Origin of the sequence: Flavobacterium sp. 9R (assembly GCF_902506345.1) — a bacterium.
In the GTDB taxonomy this organism is placed as follows: Bacteria; Bacteroidota; Bacteroidia; order Flavobacteriales; family Flavobacteriaceae; genus Flavobacterium.
This window is the reverse complement of sequence record NZ_LR733413.1, coordinates 1,904,722-1,927,083: the sequence shown is the minus strand read 5'-3', so window position 1 is coordinate 1,927,083 and position 22,362 is coordinate 1,904,722. Positions and strand designations below refer to the sequence as shown.

General features: G+C 34.7%; 23 protein-coding genes. 22 read left to right on the top strand and 1 reads right to left on the bottom strand.

Annotated elements, in window-relative coordinates; all coding sequences use genetic code 11:
- Position 1: 1 nt before the first annotated feature.
- The 12 genes from infA (at position 2) to ctlX (ending at position 9,423) form a co-directional block, all read left to right on the top strand.
- Positions 2 to 217: a translation initiation factor IF-1 gene (gene infA / locus FLAVO9AF_RS08550; RefSeq protein WP_007136545.1), complete on the top strand. Its 216-nt coding sequence runs from the start codon at positions 2 to 4 to the stop codon at positions 215 to 217.
- A gap of 11 nt (positions 218 to 228) precedes the next feature.
- A complete protein-coding gene (gene ykgO, locus FLAVO9AF_RS08545; RefSeq protein WP_002987490.1) occupies positions 229 to 345 on the top strand; it encodes a type B 50S ribosomal protein L36 in 117 nt (38 codons plus the stop codon).
- Positions 346 to 347: 2 nt separating this feature from the next.
- Positions 348 to 722, top strand: coding sequence for a 30S ribosomal protein S13 (rpsM, locus tag FLAVO9AF_RS08540; RefSeq protein WP_064716171.1), 375 nt, complete (start codon positions 348 to 350; stop codon positions 720 to 722).
- Between the two features lie 8 nt (positions 723 to 730).
- The gene (gene rpsK, locus FLAVO9AF_RS08535) at positions 731 to 1,114 is read left to right on the top strand and encodes a 30S ribosomal protein S11 (RefSeq protein WP_159687093.1); all 384 of its coding nucleotides are present in this window, start codon (positions 731 to 733) and stop codon (positions 1,112 to 1,114) included.
- Positions 1,115 to 1,207: 93 nt separating this feature from the next.
- Positions 1,208 to 1,813 carry a 30S ribosomal protein S4 gene (rpsD, locus tag FLAVO9AF_RS08530; RefSeq protein ID WP_064716170.1) on the top strand — a complete coding sequence of 202 codons (606 nt, stop codon included), beginning with the start codon at positions 1,208 to 1,210 and terminating at the stop codon, positions 1,811 to 1,813.
- Positions 1,814 to 1,834: 21 nt separating this feature from the next.
- A complete protein-coding gene (locus FLAVO9AF_RS08525; RefSeq protein WP_064716169.1) occupies positions 1,835 to 2,827 on the top strand; it encodes a DNA-directed RNA polymerase subunit alpha in 993 nt (330 codons plus the stop codon).
- A gap of 38 nt (positions 2,828 to 2,865) precedes the next feature.
- A complete protein-coding gene (gene rplQ / locus FLAVO9AF_RS08520) occupies positions 2,866 to 3,354 on the top strand; it encodes a 50S ribosomal protein L17 (RefSeq protein ID WP_159687090.1) in 489 nt (162 codons plus the stop codon).
- A gap of 149 nt (positions 3,355 to 3,503) precedes the next feature.
- Complete coding sequence (gene carA / locus FLAVO9AF_RS08515; RefSeq protein WP_159687088.1) at positions 3,504 to 4,613, top strand: glutamine-hydrolyzing carbamoyl-phosphate synthase small subunit; 1,110 nt, start codon at positions 3,504 to 3,506, stop codon at positions 4,611 to 4,613.
- Between the two features lie 111 nt (positions 4,614 to 4,724).
- Complete coding sequence (gene eno, locus FLAVO9AF_RS08510; protein ID WP_159687085.1) at positions 4,725 to 6,017, top strand: phosphopyruvate hydratase; 1,293 nt, start codon at positions 4,725 to 4,727, stop codon at positions 6,015 to 6,017.
- 152 nt (positions 6,018 to 6,169) lie between these two features.
- Positions 6,170 to 7,453: a citrate synthase gene (locus FLAVO9AF_RS08505; protein ID WP_159687083.1), complete on the top strand. Its 1,284-nt coding sequence runs from the start codon at positions 6,170 to 6,172 to the stop codon at positions 7,451 to 7,453.
- Positions 7,454 to 7,520: 67 nt separating this feature from the next.
- Entirely contained in the window at positions 7,521 to 8,435 is a 915-nt protein-coding gene (locus FLAVO9AF_RS08500; RefSeq protein ID WP_159687080.1) for a dimethylarginine dimethylaminohydrolase family protein, read from the top strand.
- A 52-nt stretch (positions 8,436 to 8,487) separates the two neighbouring features.
- Positions 8,488 to 9,423 carry a citrulline utilization hydrolase CtlX gene (ctlX, locus tag FLAVO9AF_RS08495; protein ID WP_159687077.1) on the top strand — a complete coding sequence of 312 codons (936 nt, stop codon included), beginning with the start codon at positions 8,488 to 8,490 and terminating at the stop codon, positions 9,421 to 9,423.
- A 60-nt stretch (positions 9,424 to 9,483) separates the two neighbouring features.
- Here the strand turns inward: ctlX and FLAVO9AF_RS08490 are convergent, their stop codons facing one another.
- Entirely contained in the window at positions 9,484 to 10,110 is a 627-nt protein-coding gene (locus FLAVO9AF_RS08490) for a MarC family protein (RefSeq protein ID WP_159687075.1), read from the bottom strand.
- A 152-nt stretch (positions 10,111 to 10,262) separates the two neighbouring features.
- Here FLAVO9AF_RS08490 and FLAVO9AF_RS08485 point away from each other — a divergent pair, with 152 nt between their 5' ends.
- From FLAVO9AF_RS08485 to FLAVO9AF_RS08440, 10 genes are all read left to right on the top strand, one after another.
- A complete protein-coding gene (locus FLAVO9AF_RS08485; RefSeq protein WP_159687072.1) occupies positions 10,263 to 10,631 on the top strand; it encodes a CoA-binding protein in 369 nt (122 codons plus the stop codon).
- Positions 10,632 to 10,795: 164 nt separating this feature from the next.
- Positions 10,796 to 11,950, top strand: coding sequence for a DegT/DnrJ/EryC1/StrS aminotransferase family protein (locus FLAVO9AF_RS08480; RefSeq protein WP_159687070.1), 1,155 nt, complete (start codon positions 10,796 to 10,798; stop codon positions 11,948 to 11,950).
- A gap of 81 nt (positions 11,951 to 12,031) precedes the next feature.
- The gene (recR, locus tag FLAVO9AF_RS08475; protein ID WP_159687067.1) at positions 12,032 to 12,661 is read left to right on the top strand and encodes a recombination mediator RecR; all 630 of its coding nucleotides are present in this window, start codon (positions 12,032 to 12,034) and stop codon (positions 12,659 to 12,661) included.
- Between the two features lie 59 nt (positions 12,662 to 12,720).
- Complete coding sequence (locus FLAVO9AF_RS08470) at positions 12,721 to 13,518, top strand: polysaccharide biosynthesis/export family protein (RefSeq protein ID WP_159687065.1); 798 nt, start codon at positions 12,721 to 12,723, stop codon at positions 13,516 to 13,518.
- Positions 13,519 to 13,533: 15 nt separating this feature from the next.
- A complete protein-coding gene (locus tag FLAVO9AF_RS08465; protein WP_159687062.1) occupies positions 13,534 to 16,002 on the top strand; it encodes a polysaccharide biosynthesis tyrosine autokinase in 2,469 nt (822 codons plus the stop codon).
- Positions 16,002 to 16,973 carry an SDR family oxidoreductase gene (locus tag FLAVO9AF_RS08460; protein WP_159687060.1) on the top strand — a complete coding sequence of 324 codons (972 nt, stop codon included), beginning with the start codon at positions 16,002 to 16,004 and terminating at the stop codon, positions 16,971 to 16,973. The genes FLAVO9AF_RS08465 and FLAVO9AF_RS08460 overlap by 1 nt, the downstream gene beginning before the upstream one ends.
- A gap of 76 nt (positions 16,974 to 17,049) precedes the next feature.
- The gene (locus FLAVO9AF_RS08455; RefSeq protein WP_159687057.1) at positions 17,050 to 18,441 is read left to right on the top strand and encodes a UDP-glucose 6-dehydrogenase; all 1,392 of its coding nucleotides are present in this window, start codon (positions 17,050 to 17,052) and stop codon (positions 18,439 to 18,441) included.
- A 341-nt stretch (positions 18,442 to 18,782) separates the two neighbouring features.
- On the top strand, positions 18,783 to 19,181 hold the full coding sequence (locus FLAVO9AF_RS08450; protein ID WP_159687055.1) for a nucleotidyltransferase substrate binding protein: 399 nt from the start codon (positions 18,783 to 18,785) through the stop codon (positions 19,179 to 19,181).
- Positions 19,178 to 19,492, top strand: coding sequence for a nucleotidyltransferase domain-containing protein (locus tag FLAVO9AF_RS08445; protein WP_159687053.1), 315 nt, complete (start codon positions 19,178 to 19,180; stop codon positions 19,490 to 19,492). The genes FLAVO9AF_RS08450 and FLAVO9AF_RS08445 overlap by 4 nt, the downstream gene beginning before the upstream one ends.
- Before the next feature lie 1,039 nt (positions 19,493 to 20,531).
- Positions 20,532 to 21,818 carry a nucleotide sugar dehydrogenase gene (locus tag FLAVO9AF_RS08440; protein ID WP_201296289.1) on the top strand — a complete coding sequence of 429 codons (1,287 nt, stop codon included), beginning with the start codon at positions 20,532 to 20,534 and terminating at the stop codon, positions 21,816 to 21,818.
- Positions 21,819 to 22,362 lie beyond the last annotated feature (544 nt).

The window sequence follows — 22,362 nt, the reverse complement described above, 5'->3', positions numbered from 1 at the left end:
TATGGCAAAACAATCAGCAATAGAACAAGACGGATCAATTATTGAAGCATTATCTAATGCAATGTTCCGTGTAGAGTTAGAAAATGGACATATAGTAATTGCTCATATATCTGGAAAAATGCGTATGCATTATATCAAATTATTACCTGGTGATAAAGTGAAATTAGAAATGAGCCCTTACGATTTGTCAAAAGCAAGAATTACTTATAGATATTAAAGATATTCAAAATGAAAGTAAGAGCATCAGTTAAAAAAAGAAGCGCCGAGTGCATTATTGTGCGTAGAAAAGGCAGATTATACGTAATCAACAAAAAGAATCCTAGATTTAAACAAAGACAAGGATAATTATGGCAAGAATAGCAGGGGTAGATATCCCAAAAAACAAGAGAGGTGTTATAGCACTTACCTACATCTTCGGATTAGGAAAAAGTAGAGCAATTGAGATTTTAGAGAAAGCTCAAGTAAGCCAAGATAAAAAAGTTCAAGATTGGAATGACGATGAGATTGGAGCAATCCGTGAAGCTGTATCTGCTTTCAAAATTGAAGGTGAATTGCGTTCAGAGGTTTCTTTAAACATTAAACGTTTGATGGATATTGGATGCTACAGAGGTATACGTCATAGATCTGGTCTTCCATTAAGAGGACAAAGAACTAAAAACAACTCTAGAACAAGAAAAGGTAAAAGAAAAACTGTTGCTAACAAGAAAAAAGCAACTAAATAATAAGTAATATGGCTAAAGCAACTGCAAAAAAACGTAAAGTTATCGTTGAATCAACGGGAGAGGCTCATATTTCTGCTACCTTCAATAACATCATCATTTCGTTAACAAACAAAAAAGGTGAAGTTATTTCTTGGTCTTCAGCTGGTAAAATGGGTTTTAGAGGTTCTAAAAAGAATACTCCATATGCAGCCCAAATGGCAGCAGAAGATTGTAGCAAAGTAGCTATTGAGGCTGGTCTTAAAAAAGTTAAAGTATATGTTAAAGGACCAGGTAACGGACGTGAGTCTGCTATCCGTTCTATACATAATGGTGGAATTGAAGTTACAGAAATTATTGATGTTACTCCAATGCCTCACAATGGATGTCGTCCTCCTAAAAGACGTAGAGTTTAATACTCAAATTTATTTATAGTATAACCTAGATAGATTATAGATTATCGAAGGATTTGACCTGAATTCATAATTTTCTATCTTAAACAATTTAAAATGGCAAGATATACTGGTCCAAGCACAAGAATCGCCCGTAAATTTGGCGAAGCAATTTTCGGAGACGATAAAGCTTTCGAAAAAAGAAATTACCCTCCTGGACAACACGGGATGGCTAAAAAAAGAGGAAAAAAATCTGAGTACGCTGTCCAATTGATGGAAAAGCAAAAAGCTAAATATTCTTATGGAATTTTAGAAAAACAATTCAGAAATTTATTTGAAAAAGCATCAGCTACTAAAGGTGTTACTGGTGAGGTTTTATTACAATTATGTGAATCAAGATTAGATAACGTAGTTTTTAGAATGGGAATTGCTCCATCTAGAAGAGGTGCTCGTCAAATTGTTTCTCACAGACACATTACTGTTAATGGTGAAGTTGTAAATATCCCTTCTTACCACCTAAAGCCTGGTGATAAAGTTGCTGTTCGTGAAAAGTCTAAATCATTAGAAGCTATCGAACGTTCTTTGTCTAATTCAAGTCATGTTTATGAATGGATTACTTGGAATAATGATCTTAAAGAAGGAACTTTTGTTTCTGTACCTGCAAGACTTCAAATTCCTGAAAATATTAAAGAACAATTAATCGTAGAGTTGTACAACAAATAATAATTGACTTAGTCGAAATTTATGGCAATATTTAATTTTCAGAAGCCCGATAAAGTTATCATGATCGATTCCACCGATTTTGAAGGTAAATTTGAATTTAGACCTTTAGAACCAGGTTACGGATTGACCGTAGGTAATGCACTTAGAAGAGTTTTGCTTTCAGCATTAGAAGGATATGCAATAACATCTGTTCGTATCGAAGGTGTAGATCATGAGTTTTCCACTATATCAGGAGTTGTTGAAGATGTTACCGAAATTATCTTAAATCTTAAACAAGTGCGTTTTAAACGTCAAATTGAGGATATTGATAATGAATCAGTTACTATTTCTGTTTCCGGTAAAGATCAATTAACAGCTGGTGATTTTCAAAAGTTTATTTCAGGATTTCAAGTTTTGAACCCAGAACTTGTTATTTGTAACTTAGACAGTAAAATCAAATTAAGTTTTGATTTGACTATTGAAAAAGGTAGAGGTTATGTTCCTGCAGAAGAGAACAAAAAACAGAATGCAGCAATTGGTACTATTTTTACAGATTCTATTTTTACTCCAGTAAAAAATGTAAAATATGCTATTGAAAACTTCCGTGTAGAGCAAAAAACAGATTATGAAAAATTAGTTTTTGAAATCAAAACTGATGGATCTATTAATCCTAAAGATGCACTTACTGAAGCTGCTAAAGTTTTAATTCACCATTTCATGTTATTTTCTGATGAAAGAATTACACTTGAGGCTGATGAAATAGCACAAACAGAATCTTATGATGAAGAATCATTGCATATGAGACAATTGCTTAAAACTAAGCTTGTTGATATGGACTTATCTGTTAGAGCTTTAAATTGTTTGAAAGCGGCTGAAGTTGATACACTTGGTGATTTAGTATCTTTTAATAAAAATGACTTAATGAAGTTCCGTAATTTCGGTAAAAAATCTTTAACTGAACTAGATGAACTAGTAGCAGTAAAGAACCTTACTTTCGGTATGGATTTGACAAAATACAAACTAGATAAAGAATAATCTAATCCGCCTTTAGGCGTGATTAAATTCATAAAGCAATGAGACACGGAAAAAAAAATAATCACTTAAGCAGACAGACTGCACATAGAAAATCTATGTTAGCTAATATGGCTTGTTCTCTTATTGAGCACAAACGTATTAATACTACTGTTGCTAAAGCTAAAGCGCTAAAACAATTTGTTGAGCCGCTTATAACAAAATCTAAAGCTGATACTACTCACAATCGTCGTATCGTTTTCTCTTATTTACGTAGTAAATATGCTGTAACTGATTTATTCAGAGATGTTGCTGCAAAAGTTGGAGACCGTCCAGGTGGATATACTCGTATTATTAAAGTTGGAAATCGTTTGGGAGATAATGCTGATATGGCAATGATCGAACTAGTTGATTTTAACGAACTTTACAACGGAGGTAAAAAAGAAGTTAAAAAAGCAAAAAGCCGTCGTGGTGGAAAAGCTAAAAAAGTTGAAGAAGCTACTGAAGCTCCTGAGGTTAGTGCTGAGCCAACTGCTGAAGCTGCTGAATAAATATGAGAATAATTATTCAATAAAAATTAAGGATAAGCTATTTATAGTTTATCCTTTTTTTTTGAAATTAAAATTATCTTTTATTTATTATCCTCTTTAATTGTTTCGCCTCCTTTTATAATTTAAATTTGCAAAATTTTTAACTACAAATGAAATATACAACTAGACAACAAGCTTTATTATTACTTAGTGATGGAACTATTTTTTATGGAAAATCAATTGGTTTAAGTGGAATCGCTTATGGTGAAGTTTGTTTTAATACAGGAATGACGGGATATCAAGAGATTTTCACTGATCCTTCTTATTTTGGACAATTAATGGTAGCTACAAATGCTCATATTGGTAACTATGGTGTTAGTGATAAAGAAGTAGAATCAGACAATATTAAAATATCTGGTCTTATTTGTAAAAATTTTAGTTTTAACTATTCACGTCCAGATGCAACTGAGAGTCTTGAAAATTATTTTGAAAAGCAAAACCTCATTTGTATTTCTGATGTTGACACTAGAGCTCTTGTAAGTTATATCCGCGAAAATGGTGCAATGAATGCAGTTATTTGTACGGATGGGACACCAATCGAAGATTTAAAAGTGGCATTGGCTAAAGTTCCTGATATGAAAGGTTTGGAATTGGCTTCAAGAGTTTCAACAAAAACGCCTTATTTTTATGGTGAGGAAAATGCAAAATATAAAGTAGCAGCTTTAGATTTAGGTATTAAAACTAATATCCTTCGAAACCTTGCCAAAAGAGATTGTTATATAAAGGTATTTCCTTTTGATGCTAGCTTTGAAGATTTAGCGTCATTTAATCCTGATGGCTACTTTTTATCAAATGGACCTGGTGATCCTGACCCACTTGAAAGTGCTATTAATGTTGCAAAACAAATTATTGAAAAAGATAAACCTTTGTTTGGAATTTGTTTAGGGCATCAAGTAATTGCATTAGCAAACGGAGTTTCGACTTATAAAATGTTTAATGGACACAGAGGGATCAATCATCCAGTTACTAATTTGGAAACGGGTAAAGGTGAAATTACTTCTCAAAACCACGGATTCGCTGTAAATAAAGAAGAATTAGAAAAGCATCCTGATTTGGTAATAACCCATTTGCATTTAAATGATTCTACTGTTGCTGGGATGAGAATGAAAAATAAAAATTGTTTTTCTGTTCAATACCACCCTGAAGCAAGTCCTGGGCCACACGATTCATCTTATCTATTTGATCAGTTTATTGCTAATATAGAGAAAGCAAAAAGCTAAAACGTTATCGTTAATAAATTATAAAATATAGTCTATTCTTTATTTATGATTATCATTTTATTTCCGTAATTTTGAGTAAAATACAAATTAATAACATAAAATATAAGAATAATGAGTATTATTGTTAAAATTTTCGCAAGACAAATTTTCGATTCAAGAGGTAATCCAACTATTGAAGTAGATGTAATTACAGAAAACGGAATTATAGGAAGAGCTGCAGTTCCATCAGGAGCTTCAACAGGTGAACACGAGGCGGTAGAGTTGAGAGATGGTGGTAAAGCTTTTTTAGGAAAAGGAGTTTTGACTGCTGTAAATAATGTAAACACAATTATAGCTGAAGAATTAGTAGGTACTTCTGTATTTGAACAAAATAAAATTGATCAATTAATGATTGATTTAGATGGTACTCCAAATAAATCAAAATTGGGTGCAAATGCTATTTTAGGTGTTTCTCTTGCTGCTGCTAAAGCTGCTGCAAATGAATTAGGACTTCCTTTGTATAGATATGTAGGAGGTGTTTCAGCTAACACTTTACCATTGCCAATGATGAATATCATTAATGGTGGTTCGCATTCAGATGCTCCGATTGCTTTTCAAGAGTTTATGATTATGCCTGTTAAAGCAACATCATTTACACATGCTTTGCAAATGGGAACTGAAATTTTCCATAATCTTAAAAAAGTATTACACGATAGAGGTCTTTCTACTGCTGTTGGTGATGAAGGAGGTTTTGCTCCGAATTTAGCAGGTGGTACTGAAGATGCATTAGATACTATCAAAAAAGCTGTGGAAGCGGCAGGTTATACTTTTGGAGATGAAGTAATGATTGCTTTAGATTGTGCTTCTTCTGAGTTCTATGTAGATGGTAAATACGATTATTCTAAATTTGAAGGGCCAACTGGAAAAGTTAGAACATCAGCAGAGCAAGTTGAGTATTTAGCAGAATTAACAGCTAAGTATCCAATTATTTCTATAGAAGATGGTATGCAAGAAAATGACTGGGATGGTTGGAAATTATTAACTGAGAAAATTGGTGATAAAGTGCAATTGGTTGGTGATGATTTGTTTGTTACTAATGTTGAGCGTTTATCTACTGGTATCGAAAAAGGAATTGCAAATTCAATCCTTGTAAAAGTAAATCAGATTGGTACGTTAACTGAAACGATTGCAGCAGTAAATATGGCTAAAAATGCTGGTTATACATCTGTAATGTCTCACCGTTCTGGAGAAACTGAAGATTACACTATTGCAGATTTAGCAGTTGCTTTGAACTGTGGTCAAATTAAAACAGGTTCTGCATCTCGTTCTGATCGTATGGCAAAATACAATCAATTATTGAGAATAGAAGAAGAACTTGAAGCTACTGCCTATTTTCCTGGCAAAAATGCTTTCAATGTAAAATAACATCAGTGTTTTTTATACTAAAAGCCATCTGTTTATTCAGATGGCTTTTTTTGTAAACATTTAACAAGTTGGAGATTGAATTCGTTTTTAAATTAGTTCTAAATTCATTAGATTTGGGAAATATTTAATTAAAAGTATATCCATATAATATTATGTCAAAAATAGCAACGTTAGAAATTGATGGCAATAAATTTGAGCTCCCATTTATAGTAGGTAGCGAAAATGAAGGAGCTGTTGATATTAGTAAATTAAGAGATTTATCAGGGGTGATTACTATTGATCCTGGATACAAAAATTCAGGTTCTTGTAAAAGTGAAGTTACTTTTTTAGATGGAGAGTTGGGTATTCTTCGTTACAGAGGGTATTCGATAGAAGATTTAGCTGAAAAAGGCCACTTTTTAGAAGTTTCATATCTTGTGATTTTTGGTGAATTACCAACTGCTGAAGAATTAACTCAGTTTGAAAATGATATTCGTAAGCATACTTTGGTAAACGAAGAAATGAAGAATATTATTGACGGATTTCCAAAAACTGCCCATCCAATGGGGGTTTTGTCTGCTTTAACAAGTGCTTTGACAGCTTTTAATCCTAAATCCGTTAATGTAGAGAACGAAAAGGAAATGTACGAGGCAGTTTGTAAGACTATGGGTAAATTTTTAGTTATTGCTACTTGGACGTACAGGAAAAGTATGGGATTCCCATTGAATTATTATGATAATACAAAGGGGTATGTAGAGAATTTCATGCGATTAATGTTTGAGTTACCTACTGGGCCTTACAAAGCAGATCCTGTTGTAGTGAGTGCTTTGGATAAATTGTTTATTCTGCATGCTGATCACGAGCAAAACTGTTCTACTTCTACTGTTCGTATGGTAGGTTCTTCTCATGCGGGTTTATTTGCTTCTATTTCTGCTGGAGTTTCAGCACTTTGGGGACCTCTTCATGGTGGAGCAAATCAAGCGGTTTTAGAAATGCTTGAAGAAATTCATAAAGATGGTGGCGATACTGAAAAGTATTTATCAAAAGCAAAAGATAAAAACGATCCTTTCCGTTTGATGGGATTTGGTCATAGAGTATACAAAAATTTCGATCCTAGAGCTAGAATTATTAAAAAAGCAGCTGATGAAGTATTAGCTACTTTAGGTGTTGAAGATCCAATTTTAGAAATTGCCAAAAAGTTAGAAATTGCTGCTTTAGAAGATGAGTACTTCAAATCAAGAAGTTTGTATCCTAATGTTGATTTCTATTCTGGAATTATATACAGAGCCTTAGGAATTCCTACAGATATGTTTACTGTAATGTTTGCTATTGGTCGTTTGCCAGGTTGGATTGCGCAATGGAAAGAAATGAGAGAAAACAAAGAACCAATTGGTCGTCCAAGACAAGTTTATGTTGGCTACCCATTACGGGAATTTAAAGGTGTAGATAAAAGATAATATATAATGACTAAAAAGCTTCACGAATCTGTGGAGCTTTTTTGGTTCTAAATAATTTCAAGTTATAATGTTAAAGTTAAATGTAAAAAATGAAACGGCGCGCTTAAGAAAGGTTATTTTAGGATTAGCAAATAGTAATGGACCCACTCCAAGTGTCGATGAAGCCTATGATCCAAAATCGTTAGAGCACATAATAGCAGGTACTTATCCTGTAGAAAAAGACATGATTGTTGAGATGGATGCTTTTAATGCTGTTTTTCAAAAGTATGATGTTGCAGTTTTAAGGCCTGAACTTATTCCAAATTATAATCAAATATTCGCAAGAGATATCGGATTTGTTATTGATGATGTTTTCGTAAAATCGAATATTTTACCAGATAGAGAAAGAGAATTGGATGCTATTCAGTATGTGATTGATCAAATTAATCCTTCTAAAGTAGTTCGCCCGTCAGAAGAAGTGCATATAGAGGGTGGTGATGTAATGCTTTGGAATGATTACATTTTTATCGGAACTTACAAAGGAAGTGATTATAAAGATTATATAACTGCAAGGACGAATTGGCAAGGTGTTGATTTTATTAGACAACTTTTTCCAAACAAGATAGTGAAAGAGTTTGATTTGGTTAAATCAAAGCTGGAAGCTAGAGATAATGCTTTACATTTGGATTGTTGTTTTCAGCCAGTAGGTAATGATAAAGGGATAATATATAAGAATGGATTTAGAGAAGAGGCAGATTATCTGTTCTTGGTAAATCTTTTTGGTAAGGAGAATCTTTTTCATATTACTAGAGACGAAATGTATGATATGAATTCAAATGTTTTTTCTATTGCGCCTGATGTGGTGGTTTCTGAAAGGAATTTCACGAGGTTAAACAACTGGTTAAGAAGTCAAGGTTTTGTGGTAGAAGAAATACCTTATGCGGAGATTGCGAAGCAAGAAGGGTTATTACGTTGTTCTACACTTCCGTTAGTTAGAGATTAAAAAATATTTTAGGTTCAAAGTATTGATTTGAATCAATTTAATTAGAAAAAAAATGAAACAGACTACCAATTCAATTTTGATGATACGTCCAGTTGCTTTTAGAATGAATGAGCAAACTGCCGTAAATAATTATTACCAAAAAGTATTAGATGGGTTGTTGCCGGCTACTGTTAATGCTAAGGCACAGGAAGAGTTTGATGCTTTTGTGAAAAAATTACGCTCTGTTGGTGTGAATGTGATTGTTGTTGATGATACATTATCTCCAGATACTCCAGACAGTATTTTTCCAAACAATTGGATTTCCTTTCATGAAAATGGAGATGTCGTTTTGTATCCAATGTTTGCAGAAAATCGTCGTTTAGAAAGAAGAGAAGAAATTTTAGATATTCTCGAAGATGAAGGCTTTGTAATCAATGAGATTATGGATTATACTGAAGCTGAAATGGATAGTATATTCTTGGAAGGAACCGGAAGTTTGTTGCTAGATCGTGCTAATGGGAAAGCTTATTGTGCTTTATCACCTAGAGCAGATGAAGAGTTGTTTATCGAGTTTTGTGAAGATTTTGATTTTGCGCCAGTAATTTTTGAAGCGTTTCAAACCGTAAATGGAGAACGTAAGTTGATTTATCACACTAATGTGATGATGTGTTTGGGTGAAACTTTTGCTGTTTTATGTGCAGATGCAATTGACGATAAAAAAGAACGTAAGATGGTTATTGATAGTCTGAAAAATGATGATAAACAAGTGATTTTAATTACTGAAGATCAAGTGAATAATTTCGCAGGTAACATGCTTGAGGTAAAAGGTGCTGACGACAGAAGGTATTTGATAATGAGTTCGGCAGCTCATCAGTCCTTGACTAAAAAGCAAATTACAGAATTAGAAGAGCACGTTACGATTTTAAGTTCTAGTTTGGATACTATTGAGGCTTGTGGTGGTGGAAGTGCCCGCTGTATGATGGCGGAGATTTTTTTGCCAAGAGCTTAATTACAAAAACATTTTAAAATTCAGCCTGTCAGAAATAAGTTTTGACAGGCATTTTTTTATCTAAAAATTAGCTTTGATTATATTTACTAAAGCGCCTACTATATATTGTATACCAATAGCAATTACAATAAATCCCACTATACGAGAAATCGCAACAATACCAGATGCTCCTAGGGCTTTTGCCAAATAGTGTGCGCTCCTCAAAATAACAAATATTGTTGCCGATATGGCCAAAATTGCAGCCATTGAAATCAAAATTTCATTCGTTGATTTGTGTTGATTGTAAAATGCAATAAGTAAAGACATCGATCCTGGACCAGCAAGCATTGGTATTGCTAATGGAGTAAGCGCAATATCATTTCTTTTTTGGGCATCGTTTTCAATCTTTTTATTGATTCCCCTTTTCTTATTGAATTTTCCTGACAAAAGTGAAAATCCAGAACTTACAATTACAATTCCACCAGCTATTCTTAATGAGTCAATGCTAATTCCGAAGAAAGTTAGCACATATTGTCCGACTAAAAAAGACACTACTAAAATGATAAAGACATTTATAGCGGTCCAAAGGGAGAGTCTGTTACGTTCGGGTTGGCTGTCGTTTTGGGTTAGCCCAACAAAAATTGGTACTGTTCCTATAGGATTTAAAACAGAAAATAAAGCGGCAAATAGGTAAATAAATAATTCCATATCTGGTGTTTTGTTACAAAGCTACACTTTTCAGAGTGATAAATCTTACTTGTTTGTTAATTTATTGTTTTCTGAGTACTACGGTTTTCATTGGTTAAAAGGTAGAGGCTGTCCTTGTTTTTTGACTACTTTTGTAGCATATATTTAGAAAAATGGCAAAAAATAAAAAAACAGTAGTTTTAGGAGCGACATCTAAACCAGAAAAATATGCCTTTAAAGCTATTTCCTTATTGGTCGAGAAAGGGCATTCTGTAATTGCAATAGGTCAAAATGCAGGAGAGGTAGCTGGTGTGAAAATTAAAACAAAGGCAATTCCTTTGAAAAATATAGATACCATAACCTTGTATTTGAATCCAGCAAGACAAAGGGATTATTATAATTACATTGTGGAAGCAAAGCCTAAACGTGTAGTCTTTAACCCAGGCACTGAGAATCCAGAGTTGTATCAATTGCTTGAATTGAATGGGATTCAAGTGGAAGTAGCTTGCACTTTAGTTTTACTTACTCTCAATCAATATTAAAGTATTTGTTATATTTTGGGACGCTAAAGTTATTACTAATTTGGATTTATTTTTAGCGCAACAATTAAGTAGGTAGTGTTGGTATCTCAATTTTTAAGAAACCATTTTGTTTTGATAAAAGTTTTAAAAAAATAATCTTTTAGTATTTAAAGGCAGTTTTATTTATGAATCTAGATAGAATCTTTCTTTCTGAATCTCATCCTTGTGGTAAAGAGTTGCACTATGTACAACAAGCATTAGAAGCTAAAGCGATAACCTCTGGCGGAAATGTTGTGCGTGATTTTGAGGAAGATTTAGAGTGTTATTTAGGAAATAATGTCATTGTAAATGCTACTAATTCTGGTACTTCGGCTATTCATTTGGGGTTGTTGTTATTGGGTGTGCAGGCTGGAGATGAAGTTATTTGTCAGTCCATGACTTTTTCAGCTTCGGTGAATCCAATTCTTTATATAGGAGCAAGTCCAATTTTTGTTGATAGTGAGTTGGATACTTGGAATATGTGTCCAATAGCATTAGAAGAAGCAATACAAGATAGAATTAGTAAAGGCAAAAAACCAAAGTGCATTATTGTTGTGGACTTGTATGGTATGCCTTATTATGCAGATAGGATTAATGAAGTAGCAAATAAATATGGAATTGCAGTTTTAGAAGACAGTGCTGAGGCTTTGGGAAGTCGCTATAAAGGTGTCCCTTGTGGAACTCTCGGGGATATTGGTGTTTTTTCATTTAACGGAAACAAAATTATTACAACATCGAGTGGTGGTGCATTATTACTTTCGGATGCTTCACAAAAAGAGCGCGCTGCTTTTTTGGCAACGCAAGCTCGTGATGCAGCGCCTTATTATCAACACAGTGAAGTTGGATATAATTATGCCATGAGCTCCATTGCAGCAGCTGTAGGGAGAGGACAATTAGAGGTGCTCAATTCGCGTATTCAGTCACGTAGAAATAATCATTCGTTTTATGAGGAACTATTTTTAGGGGTAAAAGGAATCTCAGTTTTTAAGGAGCTAAATACTGATTTTTTTTCCAATTATTGGTTGACCACCATTTTAATTGATAGTGAAATAACAAATGGATTAACACCCGAAATTTTTCGTTTATTTTTAGAAGAATTTAATATTGAAGCGCGACCATTATGGAAACCGATGCATTTGCAACCTGTTTTTGAAAAATACCCTTACTACGGAGGAGTAAATGCGGCAACTTTGTTTGAAAAGGGTTTATGTCTTCCTTCAAGTTCGACTTTAGATGAAGAAAAAAAAGCAAGAATAAAGGAAAAGTGTATGATTTTGTTGGATAAGTACAATTGTTTGTAAAAATTACTAACAACATCTTATAAAAGCGCTAGTTTGCTATAAAAATAGTGTTTTTTCAATTTTAAACGTATTTTTGTAGCTATGGAATTTTCTTCAAAGTTATTAGAAAAAGCGGTTAGTGAAATGGCTCAATTACCAGGAATTGGTAAAAGAACCGCTTTACGATTGGTTTTGCATCTACTCAAACAACCTTCAGATCAAACACGTTTTTTGTCGGAATCCTTGCTAAATATGAGGAACGATATTCGCTTTTGTACTAGTTGTCATAATATTTCAGATACTGAGTTGTGTCAAATTTGTGCTAATACAGCTAGAAATCATCAGTTGATTTGTGTAGTTGAAGATATCCGTGATGTTATGGCTATTGAAAACACAGGTCAATATAAAGGGATTTATCATGTATTGGGAGGAAAAATATCTCCAATAGATGGCGTGGGTCCTAGTCAATTGAATATTAATTCTTTAATTGAAAAAGTAAATTCAGGTCAAGTTAAAGAATTGATTTTTGCATTGAGCTCAACAATGGAGGGCGATACAACGAATTTTTATATCTACAAACAAATCACTTCTACTGATTTGGTTCTTTCAACCATTGCAAGAGGTATTGCAGTTGGTGATGAGTTGGAATACGCAGACGAGGTTACTTTGGGACGAAGTATTTTGCAACGCGTGCCTTTTGAGTCTTCATTTAAGACTACGGGTTCTAATTAATACATTGTGTTTTCTCTTAATTGTGAATGATAAACTATATTTGTAATAAAATAATAAGGATGAACAAAACGATTTTCTTTTTGGTACTAATGAGTGGTTTACTTTTGAGTTCTTGTATACCAACCAAAGATTTAACTTATTTGCAACAAAAAGAGTCGGAGTCTCCTGAAAAGGCAATTATGGCTATAGGGGCAAAACCCTATCGACTGCAAACAAATGATATTTTAAGTATCAATTTGAAAGCCATAGATCCAAAATTGGTGGCTATTTTTAATGCTAACGCAACTACCAATGAGAATTTAAATCAAAATTCTGAAAGTGGTTTGTATTTTAACGGATATAGAGTAGACGATCACGGTAATATCCGTATTCCTATTTTAGGCGAAATGAATGTTTTGGGCTATACTTTAGAAGAGGTTCGTCTGAAAATTGAAAAACAACTTTTAGAAGAATACTTTAAAAACGAAGCGAATCTTTTTGTTAATGTAAAGTTGTCTGGTTTCCGTTATACTATCAATGGTGAGGTAGGAAGTACGGGTACTAAAACACTTTTTCAAGAGAATGTAACTATACTAGAAGCAATTGCCAATGCAGGAGACATCACTATGGTTGGAAATAGAAAAGAAGTGACCATTATGCGAAAAACACCAACTGGAGTTGAAATGCATGATTTGGATTTAACCGATAGAAATGTTATCTACTCGCCTTATTATTATTTGCAACCCAATGATTATGTGTATGTGAAACCCATGAAACAAAAATCTTGGGGAACAGGGAAAACAGGTATCGAATCTTTAGGTACTATCATTACATTGCTTTCATTGGTGACAACTACCTATCTATTATTAAAAAACTAAATCCCATTTCTAACAATGCTTGACCTAAAAGATTTTTCCATTTTTGAAAATCAATCCACTTTTGATTTCAAAGGCTTTTTGCTAAAAATAGCGGGCTACTGGAAGTGGTTTTTGATAAGCTTAGCAATTTGTTTTTTTATTGCCTATCAAGTTAATATTAGGAAAGAAAAAATTTATGGATTAGAAACATTGATTTCTGTAAAAGAAGAAAGCAATCCATTATTCACTTCAAATACTAGTTTAACATTCAATTGGGGAGGCGTTTCTGATGAAGTGCAAACCATTACTACCACCTTGCAATCGCGTTCCCATAACGAATTAGTTGTTGAAAAATTACAGTATTATATTGACTATTTAGTCCAAGGCGAATACAACTTAATCGACGCTTATGGTGCAGTACCATTTGAACTTGAGTTGGATAAGAAGAAAGGGCAATTAACAGGAGCGCTAATTAGTATAACTTTCGTGTCAGAGTCTGTTTACGAGTTGAAAATTACTTTTGAAAACAGTTCCGTTCCTTTGATTCACTATGCTGATGCTACTAGTTCAACTACAAATGTAGCTGTTGGTGAATTCAAAAAAAGATATAAAGTAGGACAACAAGTGGCACTTCCTTTTTTGAATTGGCGTTTAAATATTAAGGATAATCCTGGTTTTTATAAAGGAAATGAATACTTCGTTCGCTTTAATGATTTTGATGGTACTGTATCAAATTATAAAGGTATAGCAGTTAGGGCGGATGATAAAGGGGGATCTGTTTTGACCTTAAGCATGCAGGGTACCAATAAAGCACGTTTGGTAGATTATTTGAATGCTACGGTAAAGATGTTGATAAAAAGACAATTGGATAGTAAAAATCAATTTGCTACCAATACAATTGCTTTTATTGATAGCACGCTAGTGTCAATGGAATCGCAATTAAAAGAAACAGGTGATGAATTGAAGACCTTTCGAAAAGATAAAAATATCATTGATGTTGAAGATGGAGGCGTAAAATTTTCAGACAGAATTTTAAAGTACGATGTTGAGAAAGACGAGATTACTAGAAAGATTGCGTATTACAATTCGTTACGATCTTATCTGAAAAGTAGTGTCGATTATTCTAAATTACCAGCGCCATCAGTAGCAGGAATTGAAGACCCCAATATTGTGGTAAATGTTTCTAAATTAATAGCATTGTCTACCCAACGTTCAGAAATGGCCTATGCCGTAAAGAGCGAGAAAATATTTAGAGATTTTGACAATCAAATGTTGGCAGTAAAAAATGTTTTATTAGAAAACATCGTCACGGCCAAACAAGCTTTGCAATATGATTTAGCTACAGTCAATAGCAAAATCGGAGCTTCTGAGAGTGTAATCAGACAGTTGCCCGAAGATCAGCAAGAGTTGATCAAAATAAAGCGTAAGTATGATTTGAGTGACAATATTTATACTACTTTTTTACAAAAACGAAGCGAGGCTGATATTGTGAAAGCAGCCAATCTATCCGACATTCACTTTATTGATCCCGCCAAAGATGTAGGTGGAGGGTTAATTGGTCCCAAAACTTCTGTTAACTACGTACTCGCCTTGTTTTTAGGGATTTTGATACCCTTAATTGTAGTTTTGATTATTTTCTTTGTAAACAATTCTATTCAAAATACAGATGAGTTGTCTAATCTTACCAAAATTCCTTTGATAGGAGTGATTGGTGTTAATAGAGATAAAACGGAGTTAGCGGTATACAACAAACCTAAATCGGCTTTGTCTGAATCGTTTCGAGCCATTCGATCGTCTTTACAGTTTTTGTATAAAAAGCAAAATGTAGAAGGGGCGAAAACATTAATGATTACCTCTTCTGTAAGTGGTGAAGGGAAAACATTTTGTTCTATTAATATTGCAACGGTTTTTGCATTAAGCGAAAAAAAGACAGTAATCGTTGGATTGGATTTGCGTAAACCAAAGTTGTTTGAAGAGTTTAATTTAAATAATGACAAAGGAGTTGTCAATTATTTGATCAATGAGAGTTCTGTAGATGACATTACAAATGCTACAGAAATTCCTTTTCTAGATGTTATTTTATCAGGTCCAATTCCGCCTAATCCTGCAGAGTTAATTATAAGTGAGGGCTTGGGAGATTTGATAAGCGAATTAAAACAAAAGTACGATTATATCATTTTGGATACTCCACCAGTTGGATTGGTGTCAGATGCTTTGGAGTTGGATCAATATTGTGATGTAACGTTGTATATTGTTCGTCAAAACTTTTCAAAAAAGGACATGATAACGCTTTTAAATAATAGAGTCAAAAGAGGCGAATTGAAGAACACTAGTATCGTTTTGAATGGTTTTGAAAACAAGGCAAAATACGGTACAGGTTATGGCTATGGCTATGGTTACGGTTATGGCAATAACAGTTATGCTGATGGTTATCATGAAAAAGAACCAGTGCTAGGGACTATTACTAAATTGGTAAATTGGTTAAAAAAGGAACGAAAATTATAATGGAAAAAACGATACTTATTACGGGTGGCGCTGGTTTTATTGGTTCTAATCTCGCAGAATATTTTTTAGCAAAAGGATATAAAGTAGTGGTCTTAGATAATTTTGCAACAGGCCATCGTCATAATCTTGCAGCAGTGGCCGCTCATCCTCATTTTAAATTAATTGAAGGCGATATCAGAAACAGCAGTGATTGTGCCTCGGCGGTTGAAGGAGTCGATTATGTGTTGCATCAAGCGGCTTTGGGTTCTGTTCCTCGCTCAATTGGAGATCCTGTTACTACCAATGACGTAAACGTTTCGGGTTTTTTGAACATGTTGGTGGCTGCAAGAGACGCCAAAGTAAAGCGTTTTGTCTACGCAGCGAGTTCCTCTACTTATGGAGATTCTCAGGGGTTGCCAAAAGTTGAAGAGGTTATCGGTAAGCCATTATCTCCTTATGCGATTACAAAATATGTTAATGAATTGTATGCAGAGATTTTTGGAAAGACCTATGGTTTAGAAACCATCGGATTGCGTTATTTTAATGTTTTCGGACGCAAGCAAGACCCTAAAGGTGCTTACGCAGCAGTTATTCCAAAATTTGTGATGCAGCTGATGCAACACCAAAGCCCAGTAATTAACGGAGATGGGAATTATTCTAGAGATTTTACCTATATCGACAATGTTATTCAGATGAATGAATTGGCAATGACTACTACTAAACCAGAAGCCATTAATACTGTTTTTAATACAGCCTTTGGAGACCGTAATACATTGAATGACCTTGTGGGGTATTTGAAAGCCTATTTAGGGGAATTGGATGAAAACATCAAAAACATTCCTATTGAATATGGTCCCAATCGCGCAGGTGATATACCTCATTCGCTAGCTAGTATTGATAAGGCTCAGCGACTATTAGGATATGCTCCTCAGTTTTCACTACAACAGGGCTTAAAAGAAGCGGTGGGTTGGTATTGGGAGCATTTGAAATAATCCTTCAACCACTTTTGTTTCTTAGCGATGCTTCTCAGTCGCAAAAAAAGTTTAATCTAAAGTAATAAAATACATAATGTCAATTACAAAAATATGTTGCATAGGCGCCGGATATGTCGGAGGGCCTACGATGGCGGTTATTGCGCAAAAATGTCCACAGATTCAAGTGACTGTTGTGGATTTGAATCAAGAAAGAATCGCGGCATGGAATGATGCCGATGTTAATAAAATTCCAATATATGAGCCAGGATTGGCTGAAGTCGTGGCAGAAGCTCGAGGGCGTAATTTGTTTTTCTCAACTGATGTTGAAAAAGCCATCGACGAAGCGGAAATGATTTTTATTTCAGTGAATACGCCAACCAAAACGTATGGAAAAGGGAAAGGAATGGCTGCCGACTTGAAATACATTGAGTTGTGCGCCCGTCAAATCGCTAAAGTAGCAAAAGACAATAAAATTGTGGTGGAAAAATCGACTTTGCCAGTTCGTACAGCTGAAGCGCTTAAAAGTATTTTAGACCATACAGGTAATGGAGTACAATTTCAAATTTTATCCAACCCTGAGTTTTTAGCAGAGGGAACTGCTGTTTCTGATTTGTTGGCTCCAGACCGCATTTTGATTGGTGGGGATACCACTCCAGAAGGACAGCAAGCCATACAATCTTTAGTAGCTGTGTATGCGAATTGGGTACCGCAAGAAAAGATTTTAACTACAAATGTGTGGTCTTCTGAATTGTCTAAGTTAACCGCCAATGCTTTTTTAGCGCAGCGAATTTCTTCTATCAATGCAATGTCCGAATTGTGTGAACAAACGGGTGCCGATGTGAATGAAGTAGCCAGAGCTATAGGAATGGATAGCAGAATAGGACCTAAGTTTTTGAAAGCCTCTGTTGGTTTTGGAGGTTCTTGTTTTCAAAAGGACATTTTGAATTTGGTGTATATTGCCAAATCTTATGGTTTGCATGCAGTAGCCGATTATTGGGAACAAGTGATTATCATGAATGATCACCAAAAAAGACGTTTCTCCAACAAAATTGTACAAACCTTGTACAATACAGTAGCCGATAAAAAAATTGCTCTTTTGGGGTGGGCGTTTAAGAAAGACACGAATGATACCAGAGAATCTGCGGCGATTTATGTAGCTGATGATTTGATCAATGAGGAAGCCCAACTTACGGTTTATGATCCAAAAGTGTCGTTTGGAAAAATACTGACCGATTTGGAGTATTTAGGATCAAGAACTCCAGCCAAAAATGAAGAGCACATTGCAGCGGCAACTACTGCCTATGAAGCTTGCGAAAATGCCCACGCTATTGCTATCCTAACAGAGTGGGATGAATTTAGAAGTTATGATTGGCAAAAAATCTACGATAGTATGCAAAAACCAGCCTTTGTTTTTGATGGTCGTAACATTTTGAATCCAGATGAAATGAAAGCCATTGGTTTTGTGTACTTAGGGATAGGGGCGTAGGGTCAGTTATCAGTTGTCAGTTATCAATTGTCAGTTATCAGTTATCAGTTATCAGTTATCAGTTATCGGTTCACGTTGAACTGTTTAATTGGTTAACTGATTTATAGTTTAATCGTTTAGCTTTACAGCTAATTACCTCTAACCGATTAATGATTAACTGGTTAATTAGTTCATCGTCTAATTTTATACTAATTAGCTCTAACTGATTAACTTTTAACCGATTAATCTTTAAATGATTAACCTTTAATTGCTAACACTTAATCCATTAACGATGCATTTAGGCAAAATTGGTGTTGTTTTTTGTAGCAAAACATTTAATTTTATACCATATAATAGCGTTTATGGAAGAAGATATCCGTTGGAAACAACGATTGGTAAATTATCAAAAGGCACTTGGACAATTGCAGAAGTTTATTGCTAAAGGGGAACTGAATGAATTGGAGGAACAAGGACTAATTCAAGCATTTGAATTCACCCATGAATTGGCATGGAACGTGATGAAGGATTATTTTGAATACCAGGGGACCACTTCGATCACGGGCTCTCGCGATGCTACTAGGGAAGCTTTTCAAAGAGGATTGGTTCAAGATGGGGCACAATGGATGGAAATGATAAAAAGCAGGAATCAATCGTCTCATACCTATAATGAAAGTACAGCTAAAGAGATAAAAGATAAGGTGCTACTAGCGTATTATGATTTGTTTGTTGTGTTTAATGAGAAAATGAAAACCCTTCTATGATGCAATTTGGCTTACTAGCAGAGGATATTGCTAAAATTAATCGTGTTTTTTCGGATTTTGATGCCATTGAAAGTGTATATGTTTATGGCTCAAGAGCAAAAGGAAATTTTAAGAACAGTTCAGACATCGATTTGACCCTAGTGGAGCAAACGATGACTTTTTCTGACTTTCTAGCGTTAGAGAATCAATTAGACGATTTGTTGCTCCCTTATAAAATAGACCTCTCACAAAAAAGAAAAATAGCGAATGTGGATTTACTGGCTCATATCGATAGGGTAGGGCAGTTGTTTTATACAAAAGAAAAACTTTAATCTGTTATTCGTTGTGGGTTGTTGCCGGGGGGAGGAGTATAATGGTTTAAGGTGTTAACTGTTTAATCGGTTAATTGATTTATATGTTTATGGTTTGTTGTTTATAGTTTATAGTTTATAGTTTATAGTTTGTTGTTGGCTGAAAATTTAACCGCAGGGTTCGCCAAGGGTCACGCAAGGTTCGCTAGGGTATAGTGTTGTGAGGTTTCTGATTAATCGTTTAAGTGTTTAATCTATTAATTGTTTAATCTTTAGTAATGAACTTTAATTAATTGCCTTCTCAACGATTAACCTTTAAGCCTTGAGCTATTACCCTTTTAGTTGGTAAGAAGCGAGATTGTTTTATGTGCTTTGAAGCTTTGTGTTGCATTGCATAATCCTTTGCGAACCCTGCGGTTATCTTTTTTATTTTGTCAAGTAGGTTTCGACATTACGGATTGTTTCTTCCTACCCTGAAGATTTTAAAAAACTGCAACAAACAATAATTGAACTCAGTTTAGCAAGGAAAAAGAAGCGTCTTAAGCTATTCCATATACGATTTGTTTGCGATTGTACTCCCCTCTACAGAGGGGCTGGGGGTGTGTTTTTGAATTGTTGTGTTTTTTATCAAGAATTCGCAAAACTTTTTCCATCCATTAGATACGGAGCAACTAGTCGTGACGCTTCGAGTTCTTTTTACCCCACAATCTCTTCCTCACAACGGAACAACAAACCCTAAACCATAAACATCAAAACTAAGCTATAAACAACAAACCTTATACCATAAACAGCCAACAATCATCCACAAACAACCCAACTCACAACTGATAACCGACAACCGCTAACCATCACTAAAACTAGTGATTTTTTATTTTTATTTTTGAACGTAGTGCAGTGTTTAGTGCTTCAAAAACAGTAGGTTGTATTTCAATTGTTTGGGATGCCACCTATTGTTTTTTATACTACTTTTAATTGCGAAGCATAGCTGTTTAGTTTTTGTTATATTTGCAATCCGAACAAGGATGAGTAGATACTTGTTGGTTTAAAAATAAGTAGTGCATTGGATACAAAAATAAAAATTGCCGTAATCGGTCTAGGATATGTGGGATTGCCATTGGCTAGACTATTTGCTACTCAATATCCCGTGGTTGGATTTGATATCAATGAGAACCGAATTTCCGAATTGCGACAAGGTACTGATAGCACTTTAGAAGTAGCCGACGCGGTTCTTCAAGCTGTTTTAGTTTCAGACTTCGACTCCGCTAACAAAGGCTTGTTGTGTTCTAGTGATATAGCAGCCATTCAAGATTGTAACTACTACATCGTTACTGTACCCACTCCTGTAGACAAAAACAATCGACCTGATTTAACACCTTTATACAAATCCAGCACTACTGTTGGAAAAGTCTTGAAAAAAGGAGATATCGTTATCTATGAATCAACTGTTTATCCAGGAGTTACTGAAGAAGAATGTGTACCGGTTTTAGAAAAAATATCAGGTTTGCAATTTAATGAAGATTTTTTTGCAGGCTATTCTCCTGAACGCATTAATCCTGGTGATAAAGAACATACTGTAGAAAAAATTTTAAAAATCACCTCTGGATCTACCCCAGCAATTGGTCAAAAAGTGGATGCCTTGTATCGATCAGTTATTTTGGCTGGGACGCATTTGGCACCTTCTATCAAAGTGGCCGAAGCCGCTAAAGTCATTGAAAATTCGCAGCGTGATATCAATATTGCTTTTGTAAACGAATTGGCTAAAATCTTCAATTTATTGGATATAGATACTGCTGAGGTCTTAAAAGCAGCGGGTACCAAATGGAATTTCTTGCCCTTCAAACCTGGTTTGGTGGGTGGTCATTGTATTGGGGTTGACCCTTATTATTTGGCACAAAAAGCGCAAGAGAAAGGCTATCATCCAGAAATTATTTTGGCTGGTCGTCGTTTGAATGACAGTATGGGAGAGTATGTGGCAGCACAAGTGGTGAAATTGATGATTAAAAAAGGGGTGACGATCAATGGTGCCAACTTGTTATTGTTAGGAATCACTTTCAAAGAAAATTGCCCAGATGTGCGCAACACCAAAATCGTAGATGTGGTTCGCGCTTTTGTGGATTATGGCATTCAGGTTACAATTTATGATCCTTGGGCGAATCCCGAAGAAGTAAGGCATGAATACGGATTAACTACCATAAACAAAGTACCTGAAAGTACTTTTGATGCTATCGTTTTAGGGGTAGCACATAAAGCTTTCTTAGATATGGACTTTGCAGCTTTGAGAAATGAAAAAAGTGTGTTGTACGATGTAAAAGGGGTACTGCAAATACCTGTGGATGGGAAGTTGTAGTTGTCGTTTAATCGTTTAATTGTTTAATCGGTTAGAGGTAGTTAGGGGTAAAGTTAGACGGTTAAGGAGTTTAATCGGTTAATCGTTTAATTGGTTAGAGGTAGTTAGGGGTAAAGATAGACGCTTAAGAAGTTTAATCGGTTAATCGTTTAATCGGTTAGAGGTATTTAGGGGTAAAGTTAGACGGTTAAGGAGTTTAATCGGTTAATCGTTTAATCGGTTAGAGGTAGTTAGTGGTAAAGTTAGACGCTTATGGAGTTTAATCGGTTAATCGTTTAATCGGTTAGAGGTATTTAGGGGTAAAGTTAGACGGTTAAGGAGTTTAATCGGTTAATCGTTTAATCGGTTAGAGGTAGTTAGGGGTAAAGTTAGACGGTTAGTGAGTTTAATCGGTTAATCGTTTAATCGGTTAGAGGTAGTTAGGGGTAAAGATAGACGGTTAGTGAGTTTAATCGTTTAATCGGTTAGAGGTAATTAGTGGTAAAGATAGACGGTTAGTGAGTTTAATCGGTTAATCGTTTAATCGGTTAGAGGTAGTTAGTGG